Raw genomic sequence first — 19,621 nt, forward strand, 5'->3', positions numbered from 1 at the left:
TCACGCTTCACCAGTAATTGATAAGCCTTCGACCCACACATGAGGAGATACCCCACCAGGTGTGATCACCTGTTCAGCTTCCATATTCACAATGCTATTCAACAGCTTACGGATGTCTCCAGCAACTGTCGCTGCTTCGATCGACACCCTTTCCCCTTTGATTACCAACCAACCATTAAATGGCAGAGAGAATGAACCCTGACTTGCTTTAACCCCAGCATGTAGAGCATTTAACCCTTCGATTAACACGAAGGTTTCTTTGCTGTTGCTGTGTTGCAGATGAGTATTTGCACTGTTTTGACCTTCAGTGTTGCTCACTTCAAACCAATCTGGTCCCACTGATACCTTTGCTCCCAGTCCGGCATGGCCAGTTGGTGGTACACCAAATGCCCTTGCGGTAGCTTCCGAGTGCAGGAAACTCTCAAGTCTTCCACCGTTGATTAAGCAAAGTTTTTGAGTAGGTGTGCCTTCACCATCGAAACTAGAGGCCCCTACATGTGCAGGATGTAGGCCATTATCATGAAGGGAGAAGAATGGAACGGCGATATTTTTCCCGATTGTTTCTCGTTGGCTGAGGCTGACGCCATCTAGCACTGCTCTGGCATTGAACATGCTGCTGAAGGCACCGATCAAGTCTAGGAAAGCCTCTGGTGTAAAGCAGACGAGATAACACCCAGTGTCGATCGGCTGATAGTCAAGATGGCTGATTGTTCGTTCTGCTGCTTCATCAATACATCCATCAATATCCAGATCGTGACTACCTAGAGCAAGGCGAATTGCACCACCACTACGTGGTTTACGTCCACTTTCTTCTGCGCGGGCAAAAAGGTAAAGGCTGGCTTGACTACGCTTCATTTGACGAAGCGCACCATCGCTATTGAGATAAACTCGTTCGTAGGTTGCTTCTCCTAGACCGTTGTAGGGAATGCTCTGTATAGCAGCATGTCGACTAAGAAGATCAGCTTCGGCCTCTTTAAGAACCTCAAGCATTCGTTGAATTCCCTGTGCTGGTCTTAGAGGTCGCTCTAGCTTTGGCAACGGAGATTTAGCGAGTGTTGAGAAGGCAGGAACGTCATCTGCATTGCCAAAGTCACTTGCCTGACGAGCACCAATAAGCGCTTTCTCTATTCCTTTTTCTGAAAGATCTGACGTGCTTGTGATGCCTACAAGCCCTTTGTTGTTCCATACACGTACTGTGATTGAGCTGCGTTGCGCACCCTTCATTTGTTTGGCTTCGCCACGATCAATTTGAACAGAGCTATCTGTGCTGCATGCTGCTCCTAAATCCCATTGGTGGATCCTCTCGCGGCTAGCAAGTTGACTGAGTTTATCCCGTAGAGAATGAGTGTCGAGTTCGATTGCATTTGCTCCTTTTATTTCGGACATCATCAACGCCCTCCCACGGTGATTGAATCGACTTTGATATGAGGCTGCCCTACGGTGACAAAAATGTTACCGCTTATTGACCCGCAGAAACCGGCTGCCAGCTCAAGATCTTTGGCACACATAGAAATCCGTGGCATCACATCCTTTGCTTCGCCAATCAGAGTGGCTCCTTTAACAGGTTTGCCGAGCTTGCCTTTCTCGATCAGATATCCCTCCTCTACGGCAAAATTAAATTGACCTGTGGGTCCAACGCTTCCTCCACCCATTGATTTGCAGTAAAGGCCTCGGTCGATCGAGGCGATGAGTTGTTCTGGTGAGTGCTGGCCGGCGGCGATATAAGTGTTGCGCATGCGGCTAGCTGCAGCGAATGTGTGGGCCTGACGTCGGCCGCTGCCTGTGCGCTGGTGACCGGTACGGAGCTCACCGGCTCTATCGCTGATGAATTGCTTGAGCACACCGTTTTCAATTAATACCGTTCGCTGACTTTCCATGCCTTCGTCATCCATGCTCAGGGAACCGAAGGCCCCATCAGTAATCCCCTCATCGATTGCCGTTACAGCTTCATGGGCGATCGATTGGTTCAACTTGTCGCTGAAAGGTGTTGTACCGCGCTCGATCTGAGTGGTCTCGAGCAAATGTCCACATGCTTCGTGAAAAATCACACCACCAAAGCGGTTGGCGAGTACAGCTGGCATTTGACCGGCGTCCACGTAATCGGCATAAAGCATCGTGCCTGCGCTTTCGCAAACTTCCTTGGCGCTCGTTTCGGCATCCCACTTGCGAAGGTCGTCTGGACGTCCCGATGTGCCACAACGGCGACCAATGCTTGAGCGGTGCTCGCCATCTGTAGCAAGGACATTAAGCCCTATGGACTGATGCAAGCGGATGTCCCGTCCAAAGGTGCCATCACTTGCAGCCACGAGAACCTCCTGCCAGTCGCGGGCATAACTGCCTCGGCGCACCTGCAGATGGGTTCCATATTGATCAAGCAATTGAGTTCCATTTAGAAGGCGATCACTTGCTTCATACAGCTCTGGGCATTGGTTGAGCCAGTGGGCCTTATCGATGGCGAAATCACGAAGGTTCGGCAGACCATCAAATGATGAGTGAACAGCCTCATTAACCTCAAGCCCAAGCATGCTGAGAGCTTGCTCTAATGCATGCTTCAGGCCTGCATCTGAAAGATCATTGGTGCTGACAAAGCCATCTTGTTTGCCCAGGAACACCCTGATCCCAGCACCCCTACCGAAGGATGGATTGACACTGGTAATGGTGTCTTGTTCAGCTAGGACGCTGAGATGATCAATTTGCTCCAGGTAGACCTCCACCAGATCAGCACCGGCAGTTCGACCACGCGCTAGTAGCAATTCCAGTTGTGGTTGCCAGTGGCTATTAAAGGCTTCTGCCTTATGCACCAGGCTTTGATCTGGGGTGTAGGTCGAGACCAACCATTTCTCCTGCATCTTGCGTTGATTATGGAGAAAATTTGCGTAGATATGTAGATGGACAGCGCCGATCCAGGCGAACCGCAAAAAAAATGCTTATTTTGTTCTATGCATCGTGGCTTTGGAAACGGCGAAAAAACGTTTAAAAGCCTGAAGAAACTAATCAGTCGCTCAGTTTGCAGTCAACCATTTCTGACCATTGAGCCGCTGCAACAGACGTGAGCGCAATAAAGTCAATGTCATCTTTTTTTCATCAATTAGGAATGGCTCTATGAGACTCGGTTCTGTTCCAGTCTCAGCTAGAGAAATAGTCTTTTTAGAAGCGATTGAATCACTTGCAAAGCAAAGCCAAAAGCGACGACCGAGGGGGATCTCACCACAGACCATCCAGCAAGGATCACCGACAACTGGTCGATCTCCTTGAATCAGCTCAAGAGTTGATGGTGGCATACCTCTTTCAGTAAGTGCCTGTTTTATGTTTGGAAGAAAGTGATCATGAATAAAGGTCTCAAAAGGTTTGTCTTCTACCTTTGCAGCTGGAGGTTTGGCGGTTTGAGGCTTTGCTCCCTCCTGTTGATCTTCAGTGGGGTTGGTTTTCACTGGATTCTCTAGAGTTGGTTTTTGTTCAGCTGGCTTTTGAGCGTCAGCATTAGGATTTACTCGGTTGTCGTTGTCGTTCACTGGATCAGTACAGACGAATGAACTTTAATCAGATTTGCAACAAACTCAACGATCTGTTGAGTTTGTTGCGCTCTTGGTTTACCAGTCCTCACTGAGTGAATCTCCCCAAGAATCATTTTCTGTTGATGAATATCTATGTGGAACGTTGCTCTCGACAGGTTGACGCTGGGGCGATTTATCAACATGTTTTTGTCGCCTTACTGATGATCTTCGTACGACTCGGAATGGCACAGCCACCGTGGGAGATGGATCTCTTAAATCCCGTTCTGGGTTCTCATCATGCTTTGGTCTTGATTGGGATGGTTCATCGTTAGCTGCCTGCCAGTTTCGTTGCCACGTGGTGCTGGTATTGGGCGAAGCCTCTCTTACCCCTTGATGGAAATGATCATGTAATGGGTCTTTGCTTAGTGGTATGGAGAGACTTGTGGTTAGGGCGAAAATTGCCCCTGCGCTGCTGCCAAGGACCATCCACCCACCTAGTGTCCAGGTTGGAGATCGCCAATTCAATATCCGTAGGTTGACAGGTTGGTTGAGATTGAAACCTGCTACTACAACCACAGCCAGCAGAGGACTCAGGCAAGGCAAAAGTAAGTACTTCTGCAGTCTTGTCATTGTGAAGGACCATTCCAGCGGTTAATGGGGGCGAGCCTTTCATCAAAGAGGTCGAACAATCTCACAACAAGAAAATCAACCATCTCTTCAATTGTGTTTGGCTTTGTGTACCAGGCAGGAATTGGTGGCGCAATTTTGGCTCCTGCTTCTGCAAGTGATGTGAGGTTGCGAAGGTGAATGATGCTCCAGGGCATGTCCCTTGGCGCAATCACCAGAGGTCGCCCCTCTTTGAGGTGAACGTCTGCACAACGCTCGATTAGATCGATTGATACACCAGCATTGATTCGACCAATTGTGCCCATACTGCAGGGCACGATTGCCATCCCGCGGGTGCGGAAGCTACCGCTTGCGATGCAGGCAGATTGATCATTCCAGCGATGGCATGTCAGATTGCCATTTTTTACTTGTAGATGATCGCGCCAGAATTTCTCCTGATCAGAAGGATCCACTGGGACTTCAATTCCTCTTTCGGCTTTCCACACCTGAAGAGCCCCGTGGCTGAAAATCAAATGGACGTCACGGTTGTTTTCGAGCAAGAGCTGCAGCGATCTTTCAGCTAGAGGTTGAGCTGAAGCTCCAGAAACGGCAAGGACATAGGGATCCACAAACTATGCCTCACTTGAGCTGACTAGTTGTTCATTATTCTTGGTGATTTTGCCTTTGACCTCACTTTTTTTTGTTGTTGTTGCTTGATTGGTTAGATCAGAATTAACATTCATATTGGCTTCAACAGTTATTGCTGATCCATTAACTTCGAGGTCAATTTGGTTCCGTAAGGCGTCAACTTTGACAACCTTCACGTTTACTTGATCACCAAGTTGATAGATCTTGCGATTCTTCCGACCCACCAATCGGTTTTGACGTGAGCGATATTCGTACCAATCGTCATTTAAAGAGCTGACGTGGACAAGGCCCTCTGCCATAGAAGGTGGAATTTCCACAAAGAACCCATAACTCTGAACTCCGCTTATCACCCCCTGATGCTCTTCCCCCACAAGGGGTTCCACGATACGTGCCTGAACCATAGCGATCAGGTCTTGTCGAAGCTCTTCAGCTTGACGGCGCAGTGTGTTGAGGCGATGCACGAGGCTTTTACTGCAGATTTCTTCGAGGTTCTTTGCTTGGCTTGTGCTGAATAGTGGCCATTTGATTTGTTGCCAGCATTCACGGGACCCCAGAACCACTTTTTCCTTTTGTCGGACATTTGGACGATCTTTACCGTTACTTAAAAGTGACACTATGATCTCTTGATTAACAAGATCGGTGTAATGGATAGTTGGACAGCACCAAGGTGATTGTAGGTTCGAATCCTTTGTCTTTGTGTCTTCATGCTCGGAATCAATGTTTCCATTCTCTTTCTGACTATCATGAATTCCCAGTCTTAACACAGTTTCTGGCAGTGCATGGCGTAGTTGCTGATCCAGCACTCTTCGACAGGCTGTTGTCGAAAATGCTTTTGCAAGCTCTGTGGCAGCAGGACTACCTTCTTCATCAAGTTCCAAGGCAATATCAAGAGCTAATGCTGATTTAGCAACGTCGTTCAAGGCGTTGTTGTCTGCTTCTGAAGCCTCAATCACCAGGCCAGGGAGTTGCAAGTTCTGGGCATGTTGCGCCCAGGCACGATGAGCAGCTCTAATCATTGGGCTCAAAACTGATTGGGGGTCAGTTTGATCAAGAGGAAGAGCCCATTGATGATGATATGAATCAGGGTCTGCCCAGCGGAGGTCGCCAAGACATTGAAGTTCTGGAACAGCCAGATCCAGCTCTATAGAGCCACTGGCCTGTTCTCCCATTTGTAATGTATGAGCACAAAAGATCAATGTCTCGAGTTGGGCTAAGTGATCCTTAACGGACTTCAGAGCAGCAGGGACTGTTCTTGCCTTTGGTTTCCTGTTGCTAAGAGCTGTGAGGGTCTTAGGTCCGATTTCGGCTACTGGCTTGATTGAACTAAGGCTGAAATGCCAATTAGTCACCTCACCATCTGCCGAGATGTCGAGAGCAACGCTTACTGCATCGTTGATTTCCCCAACTTTAAATGAACAGGCTTTTGAAAGAATTTGGCCGAGTAGGGGATGCCAAACTTCGCCAAGGCAGAGAGCTTCCGCTCGATCTCTTAGCCAGAGATCCAGGTTGTTCCCAATACTCAGACGTTCTGCTACAGCAGGCGCATGAATCCACAGACGTGTGCCACCTGCATGGGGCTCCACATAGACCGCTGGTAGGGGTGGCGCATCAGATACCTGCCAGCTGCGCAGTAGCAACGCTGGTTGCGAGCTCAGATCTTGCCGATGTTTAGCCGTTGGGGTCTTTAGGCTGCTGCGTGGTGGAGCAGGTCGATCTTGAAGGTTGGCTTTGGTAAGAAGAAGATCACGATCACTTGAGTGGCCTCCATTCAAGGGAAGTGACCGTGCTACATGCCCTTCAGCGGGGAACTGGGCAATGGGATAGCGATCAAGCTTCACCTCCACCACGCTTGACTGCTCCCCATCATTCAGATGGGCTTGATCACCATCTGGCAGTTGGATCGTTGCAAAGATGCGGTCATCAAGAGGTATTGCAAGGATTTTTTGATCTTTGCGTTCAACATGACCAAGCAGGCTGGTGGTGGTCCTTTCGAGGATGCATTGCACTCCACCTTCTGGCGATCTTCGACGTCCCCCATCTCTTGTGATGCGGACTAGTACCCGATCTCCGTTCCAGGCATGGTTGAGCTGATGATCGCGAATATAGATATCGTCTCCCCCATCATCTCTTAGGGCAAAGCAAAATCCTTTACTGCTGCAGCGCAAACGAGCTTCAATCAGTGACTCGTCATCACTACGCTTTATTGCACCGGCTTCTTCGTTGTTGACAATGCCGAGCTTCAAGAGAGCCTGAAGGGCTGTTTCAAGACCGTCGCGATCGGCCTTTGTGGTGAGCTTGAGAATTTTTTCTAGTTTTTTGATCTCCAGTCCCCCAGTGGGGGGTAACTGGTCAAGCAGGTCAGCGACCGTGAACTTCATTGAGATAGGAAGGTAGAAGACCAGTCTTCATGACCGGCGGTGCCATCACCAAAGAGGAATCCGAAGACAGCGCAGAGTCAACATTGGCTATGAGTTAATTCTAGACATTTAGTCGCATTTATTTCTCAGGGGCTTCCTCCTCTGCAGAAGAAAGACTCAGGTTTGAGAACATAAGGCGTAGGCCAATGATCAGAAAGCCTAACGAAGCAAGCAATTGCAAAAGGTTTTCAGGGATTAAAGCAGCCATCGATCCTCCGGCCATGGCCCCCAACAGGCTTGCAAAGACCAAAGCACTTGCAGAACCAAGAAAAACAGCAAAAGGTCTGTTTGTTGTTCCACTGATGGCTACGGTTGCCAGCTGTGTCTTGTCACCGAGTTCGGCAAGGAACACTGTGATGAATGTCGATAACAGCAGGGTGAAATCCATAGACTTAATTATTGGCTTGCGATTAGCAGAGACTGTGTTGCTTGTAGTCCAAGCCATAACCCCAAGCCCACCATCAGCACCCCGGCCATTTTTTGCAGGCGTTCTGGTGGCAGGATTTCAGCCAGCCAGCGACCCACCAAGACGCCCACCAAACTGGAGGAGATGAGAGCTAGGGCAGCCCCGAGAAACACAACCCATGGTTGGCCTGACTGAGCTGATAGCAATAGGGTTGCTAGCTGGGTTTTATCGCCAAGTTCAGCCAAAAAGACTGTTGTGAATGTCGTTAACAACACCGTTGTGAAACCCATTGCTCCGTTCTCTGGAGCGGGTTTTGGAATTGTGTCCTTAGAAGTTGGTGCCTTAACCATCTTTTTGAAATGGCAGGCGCAGGCTACGTTCAAAGGTTCGTAGCTCTCGGCTTCTACCGCCATAGACAGATCGAATCTGCTGGCGGCAGCAGTGGATTGCAAATGATTCTGATTTGTCCTGCGGCAGATTGAAAAGTGATGCCAGTAAACCAACCCTGCAGAAATCAGGGCGGGAGTTATAGATGCGACAACGACGTCCACCAGTGTCGTAATGCTTGCACCAGCCGTCGGGGTTGACCATCCCGAAATAAATCTCTTGCTGCCTTTCATTCAGTACTGCGATCGCTTCTCCTCGATCAGTGGGATCTAGACGGCAGCAGGCTCCGCAATTTTGTATGCATTGCCACTTCGTCCAGGCATCGCTCATCCTTCATGCTGTGACAAGGCATCACAGAGTCAGTAATCAGTCACACTTTATGTGACCGCAATCTCGTATTCTCTACCAGTCAAAAGGGATCATCTCTAAGTCGCTATGGACACTGCCATCCGCATTCTCGAGATCTTTGGGCCACTTGGCGCAGTCGCCCTAGCCGGTCCAGCAATTATATTTCTATGCTTTTATCAAAACCGATTAGGTCTTTGAAGTTCGGCAAGAGCGTGATAGACGGGCTTACGTGCCACCAAACGTCCTATGTAGGCGGCCAGCACAGAACAAAGAATCACACCTGCAAAAAGTTGCTGATCGCCAACTAGTCTCCAGGCGAACACAATCGAGACAAGGGGAAGCTGTGTGGCACCAGCCAAACCAGCAGCCATTCCAAGCGCTAGGCCGAGATGAGTGCTTGAACCAACCAATGCACAGAATGTGTAACCGAGGAGGCCTCCAAACGCAAGTGAAGGGTCAATAAGGCCTCCAGGTACACCAGGTGAAAGTGCAATCATCGGAGCCAAGACGCGAACCAAGGTGATCCATATAGACGTTATTCCTTGTGAAATAGAGCCACCATCAGGGAAATGGTTCGGCATGCCTTCTTGAATCAACAATTGCAGAAGCCCCTCTCCATCACCTGTGCTTGTCCCCCAGCTGGTTAGAGCCAAGGTGCTTAGGCATATTCCAAGCAAAAGCCCAGTGCGGATTGGTCGTTGACGTACCCATGGTTCAAGAAATGAAGAGCACCAGACAAGGCCTCGATTAAAGAATCCCCCCACAAGCCCAGCCAAAATCCCAATTGGAATAGCAATTAAGAGCTGCTCGGATTCTGGAGCCATCACATTGATCATGCCAAGACCAAAGATTGGTTCTCCGCCAACGCTGCTAAACCAAGCCGCGGAGATTCCAATCACAAGAGCAGGCCAAATCAAAGTGAGGGAATATTCAGTTGTGAGTTCCTCAATCATGAATATTGGTGCTAGTAGAGGCGTATTGAAACCTCCTGCAAGTCCGGCACCGCCACCAATAGCGACAATCTGACGCTCATTCACTGAAGGGAGCCAACGCTTAAAACGTTTGTGAATTGCACGTGCAACAGCTGCTCCTACATGTACAACTGGCCCTTCCCGTCCAAGCGGGAACAGAGCAACCGTTGCAATAGTCCAGAGAAGGCCACGTTGAATCGTTCTAGGTGCAGCGAGAGCAGGGGCTAGCTGTGAGTGATCTTCAAGAGCATTCATCGTCTGGGGTATCCCAGAGCCAGCTGCATCTCGCCATGGCCCCCGCTGCAGTAACAAGAGGATTGGCATCACTCCTATCGGCAAAAGTGCCAATATCAGACCAATGGGCCGCCAGGCACTTCCTGTTGTTGCTGGTAACTGCTGAAATAGAGACTTTTGAATTCCATCAATCAGGTTGAGTGGCAGGCATGCAAGGCCGATTAGCAGGCCAATAATCAAAAGACATAAAAGATGTTGTAAGAGCTGAATAATCTCAGATTGTTTTCTTCCAATCACTCCTGGGATTAATTGTTCGAGCCGTCGTAGATCAAGACTCATGGGCGAAGTCCCAGACCTATTAATCCCTCTTCGATCAGGTTATGAATGTAAGGATGTCTAGCTCGACTGTCAGTGCATTTAAGCTTTCCATTGCTTGAAAAGATGGCTTTTAGAACCTCACCTTTAGGATTAACTAGTACTATTTCACCTTCTTTGTCGATAAGGCAGCGATAGGTTTTATCTTTGCGATGAAGGTTGATTTCAGGGCAATATGCTCGTAGGGTGACAACCTCCATCTGCAGGCGGTCCTCCCCTTGCCAGTGGTTCATGTTGATCCGGAATGCTATGTCAATCCGTTCAGGAACTTGGGCTTCGCTTATCCATCGCCACGCAATTGCCCTTCTCTGGCAGTCACCTTGGGCCAAAATTAGTTGCAGGTGACCACCACGCATTCTGTGCTGGTCAACAACAAGACAATTCCGTGCCCAGAACAGTGGAGCTGGGTGACCAATGCCAAAGGGCTCTAGTTGCTGAAGGCTATTCCATAGATCCAAGTTGATCTCATGAAGCTTTAAAAGTGTTTCTGGTGAAATAGAGACCCCACCACCAACAGTTGCATGCCAATTGCTAGCCAGCTTATTTAATGCTTCATGCAGTGCTCCTACTTTTTCAGCTCGAATCGTAAAACCACCTGCTGCTGCATGGCCACCAAAGCGATCAAGATGAACAGCACAGGCCTTGAGAGCATCATTCACAGCGAACCCAGATGGTGCACGTACAGAGGCACGTAGACGTCCGTCTCCCTCCCCAGCAAGTAATGCAGTTGGGCGAAAATATCTTTCCATTAGACGAGCTGCCACGATTCCGATCACGCCATGGTGCCAATGATTCTGAGCAAGCATCAAAAATGGTGGAGGGGTTGCACCCTCGGCCTCAACCAGGGCAATAGCTTCTGCCTCAATGGCATTACAGAGATCCTTGCGCTGCCGGTTGAGCTGGTCACATTGACGAGCAAGGGTCATGGCCTCGTCTTCGTTATCGACAGTCAAAAGTTTCACCACGAGCTGCGGATCACCTAGACGCCCTACGGCATTGATCCTTGGGGCTAGCTGGAAGCCGATGTCTTCGGCTTTATGGGGACGTTCTTCTATACCAGCCAGTCGTTGGAGAGCTCTAAGGCCTTTACATCGGGTTCGATGCAGATTGTTCAGGCCTTCTCTCAAGAAGGCTCGATTTGCACCAGTGAGCGGTGCCATATCCGCTACTGTTCCAATACAGAATAAATCTCTTGCAGGCCCTATAGCTTCTTTGCAATCCATCTCTTCAGCAAGAGATGAAGCAAGCAGGTATGCCAGACCTACGCCTGCCAGGCATCGGTAGGGTGAGTCTTGAGGTGTTACTGATGGATGAAGCAGGCAGAGCACATTAAGAGGTGAGTCTGGGAGCGTGTGGTGGTCGGTGAGGATCACCTCCATAGAGAGATTTTCTGCCTGTTGCAGTGCCTCTTGGGCTGTTACACCGTTGTCGACGGTGACAATTAGTCGAATTCCCTGTTCATGAAGCCTTATCACCATGTCGCGATTGAGCCCATAGCCTTCACTTTTTCGGTTCGGGATCGCAGCTATTGGTTGAGCGCCAAGACACTTCAACGTCACCATTAGCAAGGCTGTGCTGGTCATCCCATCGGCGTCGTAGTCACCACAGATGGCGACTGATTCTGCTATTTGACAGGCTCGCTGCAGACGCACAATGGCCTTCGCTAGATCAGGAAAGTGATCGCAAGGATCTGGTGGTTTGGGTGGTTCCAGAATCGTTGTAGCTGTAGAGGAATCCAGCACGCCTCTGCGAACCAGTACGGCTCTTAGAGGCAAAGGAAGAGGAACTTCTGGCAGAGGATCAGAGGTGATGGGCGTCGGCAGCTGCCAGCTCCAGGAGGGATGTTCGGATGATGACAATGGTCACAGGCAACCTTCTGCATTTTTAGCGCTGCTTCAAGCTGTGAGGAAGTTGAATTGCCGCTGGGCATGAACAAGCTTTGTTCAGTGTTCTGGGACGTTGATGGAACCCTTGCTGACACAGAAATGGAAGGTCATCGTGTGGCCTTCAATGCGGCCTTTGCTGAGGCCGGGCTTGCTTGGTACTGGGATCAACTCCTATACGTTGAGCTTCTACGAATACAAGGTGGGAGAAAACGTATAGAGACCTATGCTGAGCGTCTGGGAGAAGAGTTCAATGAAGAGTTTTTGGCTCAGTTGCGTAAGCGTAAACAACACCACTACATCGAAAGAATACGTACTGGACACGTCCCTTGGAGACCTGGTGTGCGGCGTCTTCTCACGGAACTCCAATTGAATGGAGTGGAGCAATGGGTGGTAACCGCAAGCGGTCGTGACTCTGTAAACGCCTTACTTGAGGTGAGTTTCCCTTCTGGTGATTCACCGTTCAGGGGATGCATCACCGCTGAGGATGTTTACCTCGGCAAGCCACATCCAGAGGGTTATCTGCATGCACTTTGCGCCAGTGGTTTCAAAAAGAATGAGGTGATAGTGATCGAAGATTCTGCCGCTGGACTTGCTGCCGCTAGAGCTGCGAATCTGCCATGCCTGCTCACCCCATCCCCATGGGATCAGGAACTCAAATCACAGTTTCACCAAGCCAATGCGGTGTTCGACCATCTTGGTGACAAAGAGTTGCCCTGCAAGGTGCTCGTTGGCCCTCCTTGTATTCAAGGACAGGTCAAGCTGGAGTACTTACAAAGACTCATCATTATGGCTCCTTCATGAGCCTACAAAACACACGCTTTGCACGATTCCAGCGTCAGCTGTGGGGGCATTTTGCTCAAGCTTGGCTTGGATCATGGCGGCGACGCAGCATTGCTCTCATCGCTTTGTTGCTTGGTTTTTATCTCGGGAGCAACCTCACTGTCTATTACCTGCAGAAGATTGATATGAGACCGCTTGTTGTCATTGTGATGGTTTTGATCATTGAGCTATTGGTCTTCTTGCGTAGCCGTGTTGAGATTGAGCCTTGGCCGTTGCACTGGTTGGCTTTGGACAACCTGAGGATTGGCGCGGTTTATGCAGTTGTCCTCGAGGCCTTCAAGCTTGGTTCTTGATCACCATCAAAATAAATTTTTAACGCCTTGGTCTGACCCTGCCGACCCCCAGATTCTCTTTCCAATTCAACCTCTTGAACAGTTACTCGTTCAGTTGGGTTGGCCTGATCCACAAGCTTGGCTTATCCATTGGCAAAACCGAGGCGGCATAACCTTAAAAAGGTCTTCCTGGCATCCATCTATCCGCACCGATTGGATTTGGGGGCTTGGTTTGCCTTTACTCACACTTGTGGAAGCTTGTCTTGGCAAAAGCAATCGATCATTGCTTGGTATTACAGGTCTTCCGGGTTGTGGAAAGACGAGCCTTGGCTGTTGGCTCGAAGCCGCTGCTGGAGAACTGGGTTGGCCGATCAAGGTGATTTCATTGGATGATTTTTATTGGCCATTCCCTGAACTCGATCGAAGCATGAGCGGTAATCCCTGGAGAGTGCCTAGAGCCCTTCCAGGCAGCCATGATCTCGATTTGTTGGCCAGTGTTCTGGATACATGGCAGTCAACTGGTCACTTAAAGGCACCGATGTTCGACAAAGCGCTCCGTCATGGTCGAGGTGATCGAGATGGCTGGCACCTTTCTGATCCAAAGGTACTTGTCATAGAAGGATGGATCCTTGGTTGCTTACCTTGCAAATTTGAAGAGGCAGACCAATTTTCGGATCAGCTCGTACCACCGCTCAACAAGCTTGAACATGATTATCGCCTTGTTGTCCAAGAGGCGTTGAACGGCTATGAGCCGATATGGGAACGTTTAGATACTCTCTGGCACCTGAAAGCAATCGACCCAAGCTCTACACGAATTTGGAAAGCCAACCAGGAGCGCTTGATGCAACTAAATCGTGGTGTTTGCCTTGATCAAGAATCGTTTGAGGGTTTTGTGCGCATGATCCTTACCTCTATTCCCTTAACTTGTCTCGATGGAATAGAGGCTGATGTCGTAGCTACCCTTACGCCTGCCCGCCAGTTGATGTGGGTCGGTCAGAGGGGATATCAAGACTCATCATCATCAGACTCTTGAATTGGATAAACAAATCCTTGTGCTCGACCACTTAGAACCGATTTGCCGATTGATAGAGCGCGTTGAGCCGCTGTGGCGGCTTTAGCTTTCCAGATGGCATGACGCTGATTACGTTTGCCTTTGGAGGTTTTTTTCTTCGGTACAGCCATCTCAGGCAGGAAAAGCCAAACGATAATCCTCCCCTTTAGTAAGGCCTTGCGTCAAATAGCTAGGCTCTGGACACCGCAACGTTGCTGTGAGTTCAGGTCCATCGGCACTCCAGGGGTCGCCATCTCTGAAGCGTTCATCTCTTGAAGCAGATCAGTCTCAGCATTCATCTGAAGCTGTATCATTTGCGCCCTTCAAGCAGAAACCCTCAATCAGCTATAGCCAGCTGCTCAATCAGATCAAAGAGAAAAAGGTTGAGTCGTTGGAGTTGATACCAGCTCGGCGAGAAGTCGTGGTGCTTTTCAAGGATGGACACCAGGAGAAGGTGGCGATCTTCGATAATTACCAACAAATCCTACGAGTTGCCGAGGCTGCTGATACCTCTCTGACGGTGAAGGACATTCGTCAGGAACAGGCATTTGCAGGAATGGCCGGCAATCTTGTATTGATCTTGATGGTTGTTGTTGGCTTGACGTTCCTTTTTCGTCGTTCTGCTCAAGTCGCAAACAGAGCAATGGGATTTGGACGTAGTCAACCTCGGTTGAAACCGCAAGAGGATCTACCTATTCGCTTTGATGATGTAGCGGGGATTACAGAAGCGAAAGAGGAGCTGCAAGAGGTGGTTACTTTCTTGCGGCAACCTGAGAGCTTCATCAAGCTTGGCGCCCTTATCCCAAGGGGTGTTCTTCTAGTGGGTGCTCCTGGAACAGGGAAAACCCTCTTGGCCAAGGCAATTGCTGGTGAGGCAGATGTTCCTTTTTTCTCTATGGCCGCCTCTGAATTTGTGGAATTATTTGTTGGCGTGGGCGCTAGTCGTGTAAGGGACCTATTCCGCAAAGCTAAAGAGAAAGCCCCGTGCATCGTGTTTATAGATGAAATTGATGCTGTGGGGCGACAGCGAGGGGCTGGCATCGGTGGTGGAAATGACGAACGAGAACAGACTCTTAATCAGCTTCTGACAGAAATGGATGGGTTTGCAGATAATTCTGGCGTCATTCTTCTTGCAGCTACCAATCGGCCAGATGTGCTTGATGCTGCACTGATGCGGCCTGGACGCTTTGATCGTCGTATTGAAGTTTCCCTTCCTGATCGTCGGGGCCGTAAGGAAATCCTGGCTGTTCATGCTCGAACTAGACCCCTTGCTGAGGAGGTGTGTTTGCAGGATTGGGCACGTCGAACGCCTGGTTTCTCAGGGGCTGATCTTGCCAACTTATTGAACGAAGCTGCCATTCTCACAGCAAGGCAGGAGAAAGTATCGATTGGCACTGAACAGCTTGAAGCGGCGCTTGAAAGGATCACGATGGGACTCTCTGCAGCACCTCTACAAGACAGTGCAAAAAAGAGGTTGATTGCCTATCACGAGATTGGACATGCCCTGGTTGCAGCTTTAACCCCTCATGCCGACCGTATTGACAAGGTCACACTTTTGCCCCGTAGCGGAGGCGTTGGCGGATTTACTCGTTTCTGGCCAGATGAGGAAATCCTTGATTCAGGTTTGGTCACAAAGGGATATCTCTTCGCAAGGCTTGTGGTTGCCCTTGGCGGCCGGGCAGCAGAGTTGGTGGTCTTTGGACTCGATGAAATCACCCAGGGTGCAAGTGGCGACTTGCAGAGCGTTGCGCATCTGGCTCGAGAGATGGTGACGCGGTTCGGATTTTCGAGCCTTGGGCCTATCGCTTTGGAGACAGAGGGCTCAGAGGTTTTCCTAGGACGTGATTTGATCCATACACGCCCGAGCTACGCGGAATCGACTGGCAAAGTCATAGACGAGCAGATACGAGCGTTAGCGGTTGAAGCCTTAGAGCAGGCAATTAACTTGCTTTCGCCAAGAAGGGAAGTGATGGATCTGTTGGTTGATGCTCTGATTCAGGAGGAAACTCTCCATACTGAACGTTTTCTGCAATTGGCTGGATTGACTGTTGATCAGTCACAGCCAGTGGGCGTGTAACTAGAACGACTTAGCCTGTGTTGATTGAGTAGATGGGCTTGGCTGGTTTCGCCCGACCCTTGCAATGGTTCAAGAGCCAGTGGCTTTGGCTCTTGCTCTCTATCGCAGCTTTCTGGTTGTTGATGCGGGTTCAAGTCGAATGGTTGTGGTTCGGTCAATTTGATTGGCAAGGGATGCTTCTCCGCCGTTGGCTCTGGCAATTGGGAGGACTTCTCCTCGCCCTTCTGGTTGTAGCGACTTGTCAGCTTTGGCAGCGCAACTGGATCAAACTCGAAGGTGCAAGCAACTTGGCAGAGCCATCCCTTCCCCTGCATGGATGGCGTTATGGCTTGGGGCTACTTGGCTGCTTCGTGGTGGTGGTCGGTGATCTTGTATTACTCAGTCGATTGGCGTGGTTAGCTTGTTTTCAACCATTTGTCCTTGGGCATTGGTGGAGTGAACCTTTTGAAGACATTTGGGCGGTGGTGATTCCGCTGTCCTGTGTATTCATCTCAATTTGCTTGATGCTTGGCAATGCCCGAGGGGGAAGGATTGCTCATTTGATGGGTTGTTTTTGCTTCAGTCTCTCCATCGCTAGAGGCTGGGGACTATGGTCACTCGCCCTTGCTATCCCTCCTACAGGTATTAAAGAACCACTACTGGGAGCTGATGTGAGTTTTGGGCTCGGCCAATTTCCAGCACTTGCCTTTGCCTTGGTTGTTCTATTGGCCCAACTAGTCTTAACAACGAGTACGACAATATGGATGAAGTTAGCCCAGCCTGAATCTCTTTCGGATTGGGTTTTCAAAGGTTTATCGCCTAGACAGTGTGATGTTATGAGGCCATTAATTGGCATCATACTTTTAATACTTTCAGCACTTTTATGGTTGTCACGTCATGAACTTCTGTGGACGCAGAACGGTACGGTAGCCGGAGCTGGTTGGTTGGATACTCACCTGATACTTCCTCTACGAAGTTTGGCGAGCTTGTCCATTTTGGTTCTCGCATTTCTGGTGATTCCATTTCCATGGATAAAACAAAGACGTCTATGGAGATTAATCGCTTCAATTATTGGCGTAGGAGCAATTATTCTCGAAATGCTTTTGGCTCCTTTTGTCCAGTGGATGGTCGTCAAACCTAGAGAACTGAAACTAGAAACCCCTTACATCATTCGAGCAATTAAGGCCACAAGGAAAGCATTTCAGCTTGACTCGATTACGACTACACTTATTAATCCTCAACCTCAGTTAACTCAACTTGATCTTGAACAAGGTGCAAGCACCCTAAGGAATATTCGTCTATGGGACAGCCAGCCTCTCTTGGCAACCAATCGTCAATTACAGCAATTGAGGGTTTACTATCGCTTTTCAAATGCGGCGGTAGATCGTTATCGCTTTGTGCCTGACAAGGCGAACCGGCAACAGGTCATGATCACAGCACGCGAACTTGATCAGGCTGCACTTCCAAAACGTTCACGTACTTGGTTGAATCGTCATTTTGTTTTCACGCATGGATATGGCTTTACTCTCAGTCCAGTCAATACAAGAGCACCCGATGGTCTACCAGACTATTTTATAAGTGATCTAGGAACCTCAACACGTCTTGAAGGTAGTACTGAGCTAGGCATTACTCGTGAAGATGTCAAAGAGGCAGTTCCTATTGGGCGAGCAGCTCTCTATTTTGGAATGCTTCCCTCTCCTTATGCTCTTGCTCCTAGCAAACTAAAAGAACTAGATTATCCAGTAGGTGATAAGAATATCTACAATCACTATTTAGGATCAGGAGGTGTGCCTGTGGGTCATCCCTGGCAACAATTAGCAGCAGCTATGTACCTTTTTGAACCCCGTCTTCTTAATACAGGGTCGCTAACGATTAATTCCAAGCTTCTTATTAGGCGAGAAGTGAGACAAAGAGTGAGTGCAATAGCGCCATTCCTTGAAGTTATTGGTGATCCATATTTGGTCTCTACATCTGTTGATTCTAGAGATTTTGATTATGAAGCTAAGCAAAATCAATATTGGATTGTTGAAGCTTATACAAGCTCACGCACATATCCCTACGCAGCAAACCTACCAGATGGTCGCCCGTTGAGATATTTACGTAACTCAGTCAAAGCTATTGTTGATGCATACAGTGGTCGTGTTCAATTGTATGTGAGCGAACCGCGGGATCCGATAATATTAGGTTGGCAGCGATTATTTCCAGATCTTTTTAAACCGCTTGAGGAGATGCCTTCAAGCTTACGAGAGCATCTTAAGGTCCCTACAGATTTGTTTAATGTACAGGTACAGCAATTACTTAGATACCACGTTACTGATCCTCGTATATTTTATAGCGGTGATGATGTTTGGCAGGTTCCAAAGGAACTCTATGGTAAGCGGCAGGTTCCTGTTGATCCATATCACATCACTGCACAATTAGGTAATCAAGAAAGTTCGGAATTTCTATTATTACAACCACTAACACCACTTGCTCGCCCCAATCTTTCTGCGTGGCTCGCTGCTCGAAGTGATGGTGATCATTATGGAAAATTAGTGTTGCTACGTTTCCCAAGTCAAACACCAATCTTCGGCCCTGAACAGATTCAGGCGCTTATCAATCAGGATCCTCAGATCAGTCAACAGTTTGGTCTTTGGGATCGTGCTGGATCTGAAGTTGTGCAAGGGAACCTTCTTGTTGTACCACTAGGCAAGGCCCTTCTTTATGTAGAACCTGTTTACCTAAGGGCACGTCAAGGTGGTTTACCAACCCTTACCAGGGTAGTAGTTAGTGATGGCAAAAGGATTGCTATGGGTGAGGATCTCGGCGAAGGCCTAAGGGCCTTGGTTGATGGATCAAGCAAAAAAGGAGTGTATTTAAATAGAATTGATCTGCCACCAATTAAGGCAGCAGATCAATCAAATTAATGATGTATTGATAGATTAATGATTAATTTATTGAGGAGAAGAACTCCTTACTTCCAACTGGGTCTGGTTTCATTGTTTTTTCTCCTGGTGTCCAATTAGCTGGACATACCTCATCTGGATGTGACTGTACATACTGAAAGGCCTGCAGTACACGTAATGTCTCATCCACGTTCCTTCCTACTGGAAGGTTGTTGATTGTTGAATGCATTATTACTCCATCTGGGTCAATGATAAACAAACCACGTAGGGCTACTCCAGCAGCATCATCTAAAACGTTATAGGCTGTAGATATCTCTTTCTTGAGATCAGCTATTAGTGGATAGTTGATGTCACCAAGCCCTCCCTCCTTACGTGATGTCTGGATCCATGCAAGATGGCTGAATTGACTGTCAACTGAAACACCTAATACCTCCGTGTTTCGGCTTGAGAAATCAGTGTACCGATCACTAAATGCTGTAATTTCTGTTGGGCATACAAAAGTGAAATCTAAAGGATAAAAGAATAAAACCACATACTTACCCCTGTACTGGGAAAGGCTTATTTCCTTAAACTCTTGATCAACAACAGCTGTAGCGCTGAAGTCTGGGGCCTGCTGACCCACCCGTAGGCATTCGTTGGTCGTCATGATGGAGAGTTAAGAGTTGATGGCTCTGCAAGAGATGTGCTTAATCAGAGCTATACTGAAGTCGATATGACTTCTAGTTGGCTTCTCAAATTTATCATG

Annotated in this window: 18 protein-coding genes; 5 read left to right on the forward strand and 13 right to left on the reverse strand. The window is 48.7% G+C overall.

Going from position 1 to position 19,621, the window contains the following annotated elements:
* From SIB74_RS04930 to recJ, 11 genes are all read right to left on the reverse strand, one after another.
* A complete protein-coding gene (locus tag SIB74_RS04930; protein WP_063395929.1) occupies nt 1-1,389 on the reverse strand; it encodes a TldD/PmbA family protein in 1,389 nt (462 codons plus the stop codon).
* Nucleotides 1,389-2,849, reverse strand: a complete 1,461-nt coding sequence (locus SIB74_RS04935) for a TldD/PmbA family protein (protein ID WP_231906079.1) — start codon at nt 2,847-2,849, stop codon at nt 1,389-1,391. The genes SIB74_RS04930 and SIB74_RS04935 overlap by 1 nt, the downstream gene beginning before the upstream one ends.
* Before the next feature lie 153 nt (nt 2,850-3,002).
* Complete coding sequence (locus SIB74_RS04940; protein ID WP_063395928.1) at nt 3,003-3,512, reverse strand: DUF2996 domain-containing protein; 510 nt, start codon at nt 3,510-3,512, stop codon at nt 3,003-3,005.
* Nucleotides 3,513-3,590: 78 nt separating this feature from the next.
* Complete coding sequence (locus SIB74_RS04945; protein WP_074159134.1) at nt 3,591-4,124, reverse strand: hypothetical protein; 534 nt, start codon at nt 4,122-4,124, stop codon at nt 3,591-3,593.
* Nucleotides 4,121-4,729, reverse strand: a complete 609-nt coding sequence (locus tag SIB74_RS04950; RefSeq protein ID WP_011130145.1) for a flavin prenyltransferase UbiX — start codon at nt 4,727-4,729, stop codon at nt 4,121-4,123. Before SIB74_RS04950 ends, SIB74_RS04945 begins: the two co-directional genes overlap by 4 nt.
* A 3-nt stretch (nt 4,730-4,732) precedes the next feature.
* The gene (locus SIB74_RS04955; RefSeq protein ID WP_063395926.1) at nt 4,733-7,126 is read right to left on the reverse strand and encodes an RNB domain-containing ribonuclease; all 2,394 of its coding nucleotides are present in this window, start codon (nt 7,124-7,126) and stop codon (nt 4,733-4,735) included.
* A 118-nt stretch (nt 7,127-7,244) separates the two neighbouring features.
* Nucleotides 7,245-7,553 (reverse strand): TMEM165/GDT1 family protein, encoded by a 309-nt coding sequence (locus SIB74_RS04960; RefSeq protein WP_063395925.1) that lies wholly within the window; start codon nt 7,551-7,553, stop codon nt 7,245-7,247.
* A gap of 8 nt (nt 7,554-7,561) precedes the next feature.
* The gene (locus tag SIB74_RS04965) at nt 7,562-7,861 is read right to left on the reverse strand and encodes a TMEM165/GDT1 family protein (RefSeq protein WP_063396026.1); all 300 of its coding nucleotides are present in this window, start codon (nt 7,859-7,861) and stop codon (nt 7,562-7,564) included.
* A 52-nt stretch (nt 7,862-7,913) separates the two neighbouring features.
* Nucleotides 7,914-8,288: a YkgJ family cysteine cluster protein gene (locus SIB74_RS04970; RefSeq protein ID WP_063395924.1), complete on the reverse strand. Its 375-nt coding sequence runs from the start codon at nt 8,286-8,288 to the stop codon at nt 7,914-7,916.
* Nucleotides 8,289-8,482: 194 nt separating this feature from the next.
* Nucleotides 8,483-9,850, reverse strand: a complete 1,368-nt coding sequence (locus SIB74_RS04975; protein WP_063395923.1) for a chloride channel protein — start codon at nt 9,848-9,850, stop codon at nt 8,483-8,485.
* The gene (gene recJ / locus SIB74_RS04980) at nt 9,847-11,745 is read right to left on the reverse strand and encodes a single-stranded-DNA-specific exonuclease RecJ (RefSeq protein WP_063395922.1); all 1,899 of its coding nucleotides are present in this window, start codon (nt 11,743-11,745) and stop codon (nt 9,847-9,849) included. Before recJ ends, SIB74_RS04975 begins: the two co-directional genes overlap by 4 nt.
* A 69-nt stretch (nt 11,746-11,814) precedes the next feature.
* On the opposite strand from recJ, the gene SIB74_RS04985 reads away from it, so the two are divergent.
* The 3 genes from SIB74_RS04985 to SIB74_RS04995 are packed head-to-tail and all read left to right on the forward strand — an operon-like array spanning nt 11,815 to nt 13,917.
* Nucleotides 11,815-12,573, forward strand: a complete 759-nt coding sequence (locus SIB74_RS04985; protein ID WP_063395921.1) for an HAD-IA family hydrolase — start codon at nt 11,815-11,817, stop codon at nt 12,571-12,573.
* Nucleotides 12,570-12,905, forward strand: a complete 336-nt coding sequence (locus SIB74_RS04990; RefSeq protein ID WP_011130137.1) for a DUF565 domain-containing protein — start codon at nt 12,570-12,572, stop codon at nt 12,903-12,905. Before SIB74_RS04985 ends, SIB74_RS04990 begins: the two co-directional genes overlap by 4 nt.
* Nucleotides 12,868-13,917: a hypothetical protein gene (locus tag SIB74_RS04995; protein WP_063395920.1), complete on the forward strand. Its 1,050-nt coding sequence runs from the start codon at nt 12,868-12,870 to the stop codon at nt 13,915-13,917. Before SIB74_RS04990 ends, SIB74_RS04995 begins: the two co-directional genes overlap by 38 nt.
* Here the strand turns inward: SIB74_RS04995 and rpmF are convergent.
* Nucleotides 13,890-14,066, reverse strand: coding sequence for a 50S ribosomal protein L32 (gene rpmF / locus SIB74_RS05000; RefSeq protein ID WP_063395919.1), 177 nt, complete (start codon nt 14,064-14,066; stop codon nt 13,890-13,892). The genes SIB74_RS04995 and rpmF overlap by 28 nt on opposite strands.
* A gap of 86 nt (nt 14,067-14,152) precedes the next feature.
* On the opposite strand from rpmF, the gene ftsH reads away from it, so the two are divergent.
* Nucleotides 14,153-16,012, forward strand: coding sequence for an ATP-dependent zinc metalloprotease FtsH (gene ftsH / locus SIB74_RS05005; protein ID WP_063395918.1), 1,860 nt, complete (start codon nt 14,153-14,155; stop codon nt 16,010-16,012).
* A 122-nt stretch (nt 16,013-16,134) separates the two neighbouring features.
* Nucleotides 16,135-18,897, forward strand: a complete 2,763-nt coding sequence (locus SIB74_RS05010; protein ID WP_231906078.1) for a UPF0182 family protein — start codon at nt 16,135-16,137, stop codon at nt 18,895-18,897.
* Nucleotides 18,898-18,919: 22 nt separating this feature from the next.
* Here SIB74_RS05010 and SIB74_RS05015 read toward each other — a convergent pair whose 3' ends face one another.
* Nucleotides 18,920-19,522 carry a peroxiredoxin gene (locus SIB74_RS05015; RefSeq protein WP_063395916.1) on the reverse strand — a complete coding sequence of 201 codons (603 nt, stop codon included), beginning with the start codon at nt 19,520-19,522 and terminating at the stop codon, nt 18,920-18,922.
* Nucleotides 19,523-19,621: the final 99 nt, after the last annotated feature.

The sequence above is a fragment of the Prochlorococcus sp. MIT 1306 genome, from assembly GCF_047304515.1.
Classification (GTDB): Bacteria; Cyanobacteriota; Cyanobacteriia; order PCC-6307; family Cyanobiaceae; genus Prochlorococcus; species Prochlorococcus marinus_D.

Bases quoted from the DNA above. Each gene is read 5' to 3' on its own strand.
- SIB74_RS04930 (WP_063395929.1), bottom strand. From the start codon at position 1,389: ATGATGTCCGAAATAAAAGGAGCAAATGCAATCGAACTCGACACTCAT.
- SIB74_RS04935 (WP_231906079.1), bottom strand. From the start codon at position 2,849: ATGCAGGAGAAATGGTTGGTCTCGACCTACACCCCAGATCAAAGCCTG.
- SIB74_RS04945 (WP_074159134.1), bottom strand. From the start codon at position 4,124: ATGACAAGACTGCAGAAGTACTTACTTTTGCCTTGCCTGAGTCCTCTG.
- SIB74_RS04955 (WP_063395926.1), bottom strand. From the start codon at position 7,126: ATGAAGTTCACGGTCGCTGACCTGCTTGACCAGTTACCCCCCACTGGG.
- SIB74_RS04960 (WP_063395925.1), bottom strand. From the start codon at position 7,553: ATGGATTTCACCCTGCTGTTATCGACATTCATCACAGTGTTCCTTGCC.
- SIB74_RS04965 (WP_063396026.1), bottom strand. From the start codon at position 7,861: ATGGGTTTCACAACGGTGTTGTTAACGACATTCACAACAGTCTTTTTG.
- SIB74_RS04970 (WP_063395924.1), bottom strand. From the start codon at position 8,288: ATGAGCGATGCCTGGACGAAGTGGCAATGCATACAAAATTGCGGAGCC.
- SIB74_RS04975 (WP_063395923.1), bottom strand. From the start codon at position 9,850: ATGAGTCTTGATCTACGACGGCTCGAACAATTAATCCCAGGAGTGATT.
- SIB74_RS04985 (WP_063395921.1), top strand. From the start codon at position 11,815: ATGAACAAGCTTTGTTCAGTGTTCTGGGACGTTGATGGAACCCTTGCT.
- SIB74_RS04990 (WP_011130137.1), top strand. From the start codon at position 12,570: ATGAGCCTACAAAACACACGCTTTGCACGATTCCAGCGTCAGCTGTGG.
- SIB74_RS04995 (WP_063395920.1), top strand. From the start codon at position 12,868: ATGCAGTTGTCCTCGAGGCCTTCAAGCTTGGTTCTTGATCACCATCAA.
- rpmF (WP_063395919.1), bottom strand. From the start codon at position 14,066: ATGGCTGTACCGAAGAAAAAAACCTCCAAAGGCAAACGTAATCAGCGT.
- SIB74_RS05010 (WP_231906078.1), top strand. From the start codon at position 16,135: ATGCGGGTTCAAGTCGAATGGTTGTGGTTCGGTCAATTTGATTGGCAA.
- SIB74_RS05015 (WP_063395916.1), bottom strand. From the start codon at position 19,522: ATGACGACCAACGAATGCCTACGGGTGGGTCAGCAGGCCCCAGACTTC.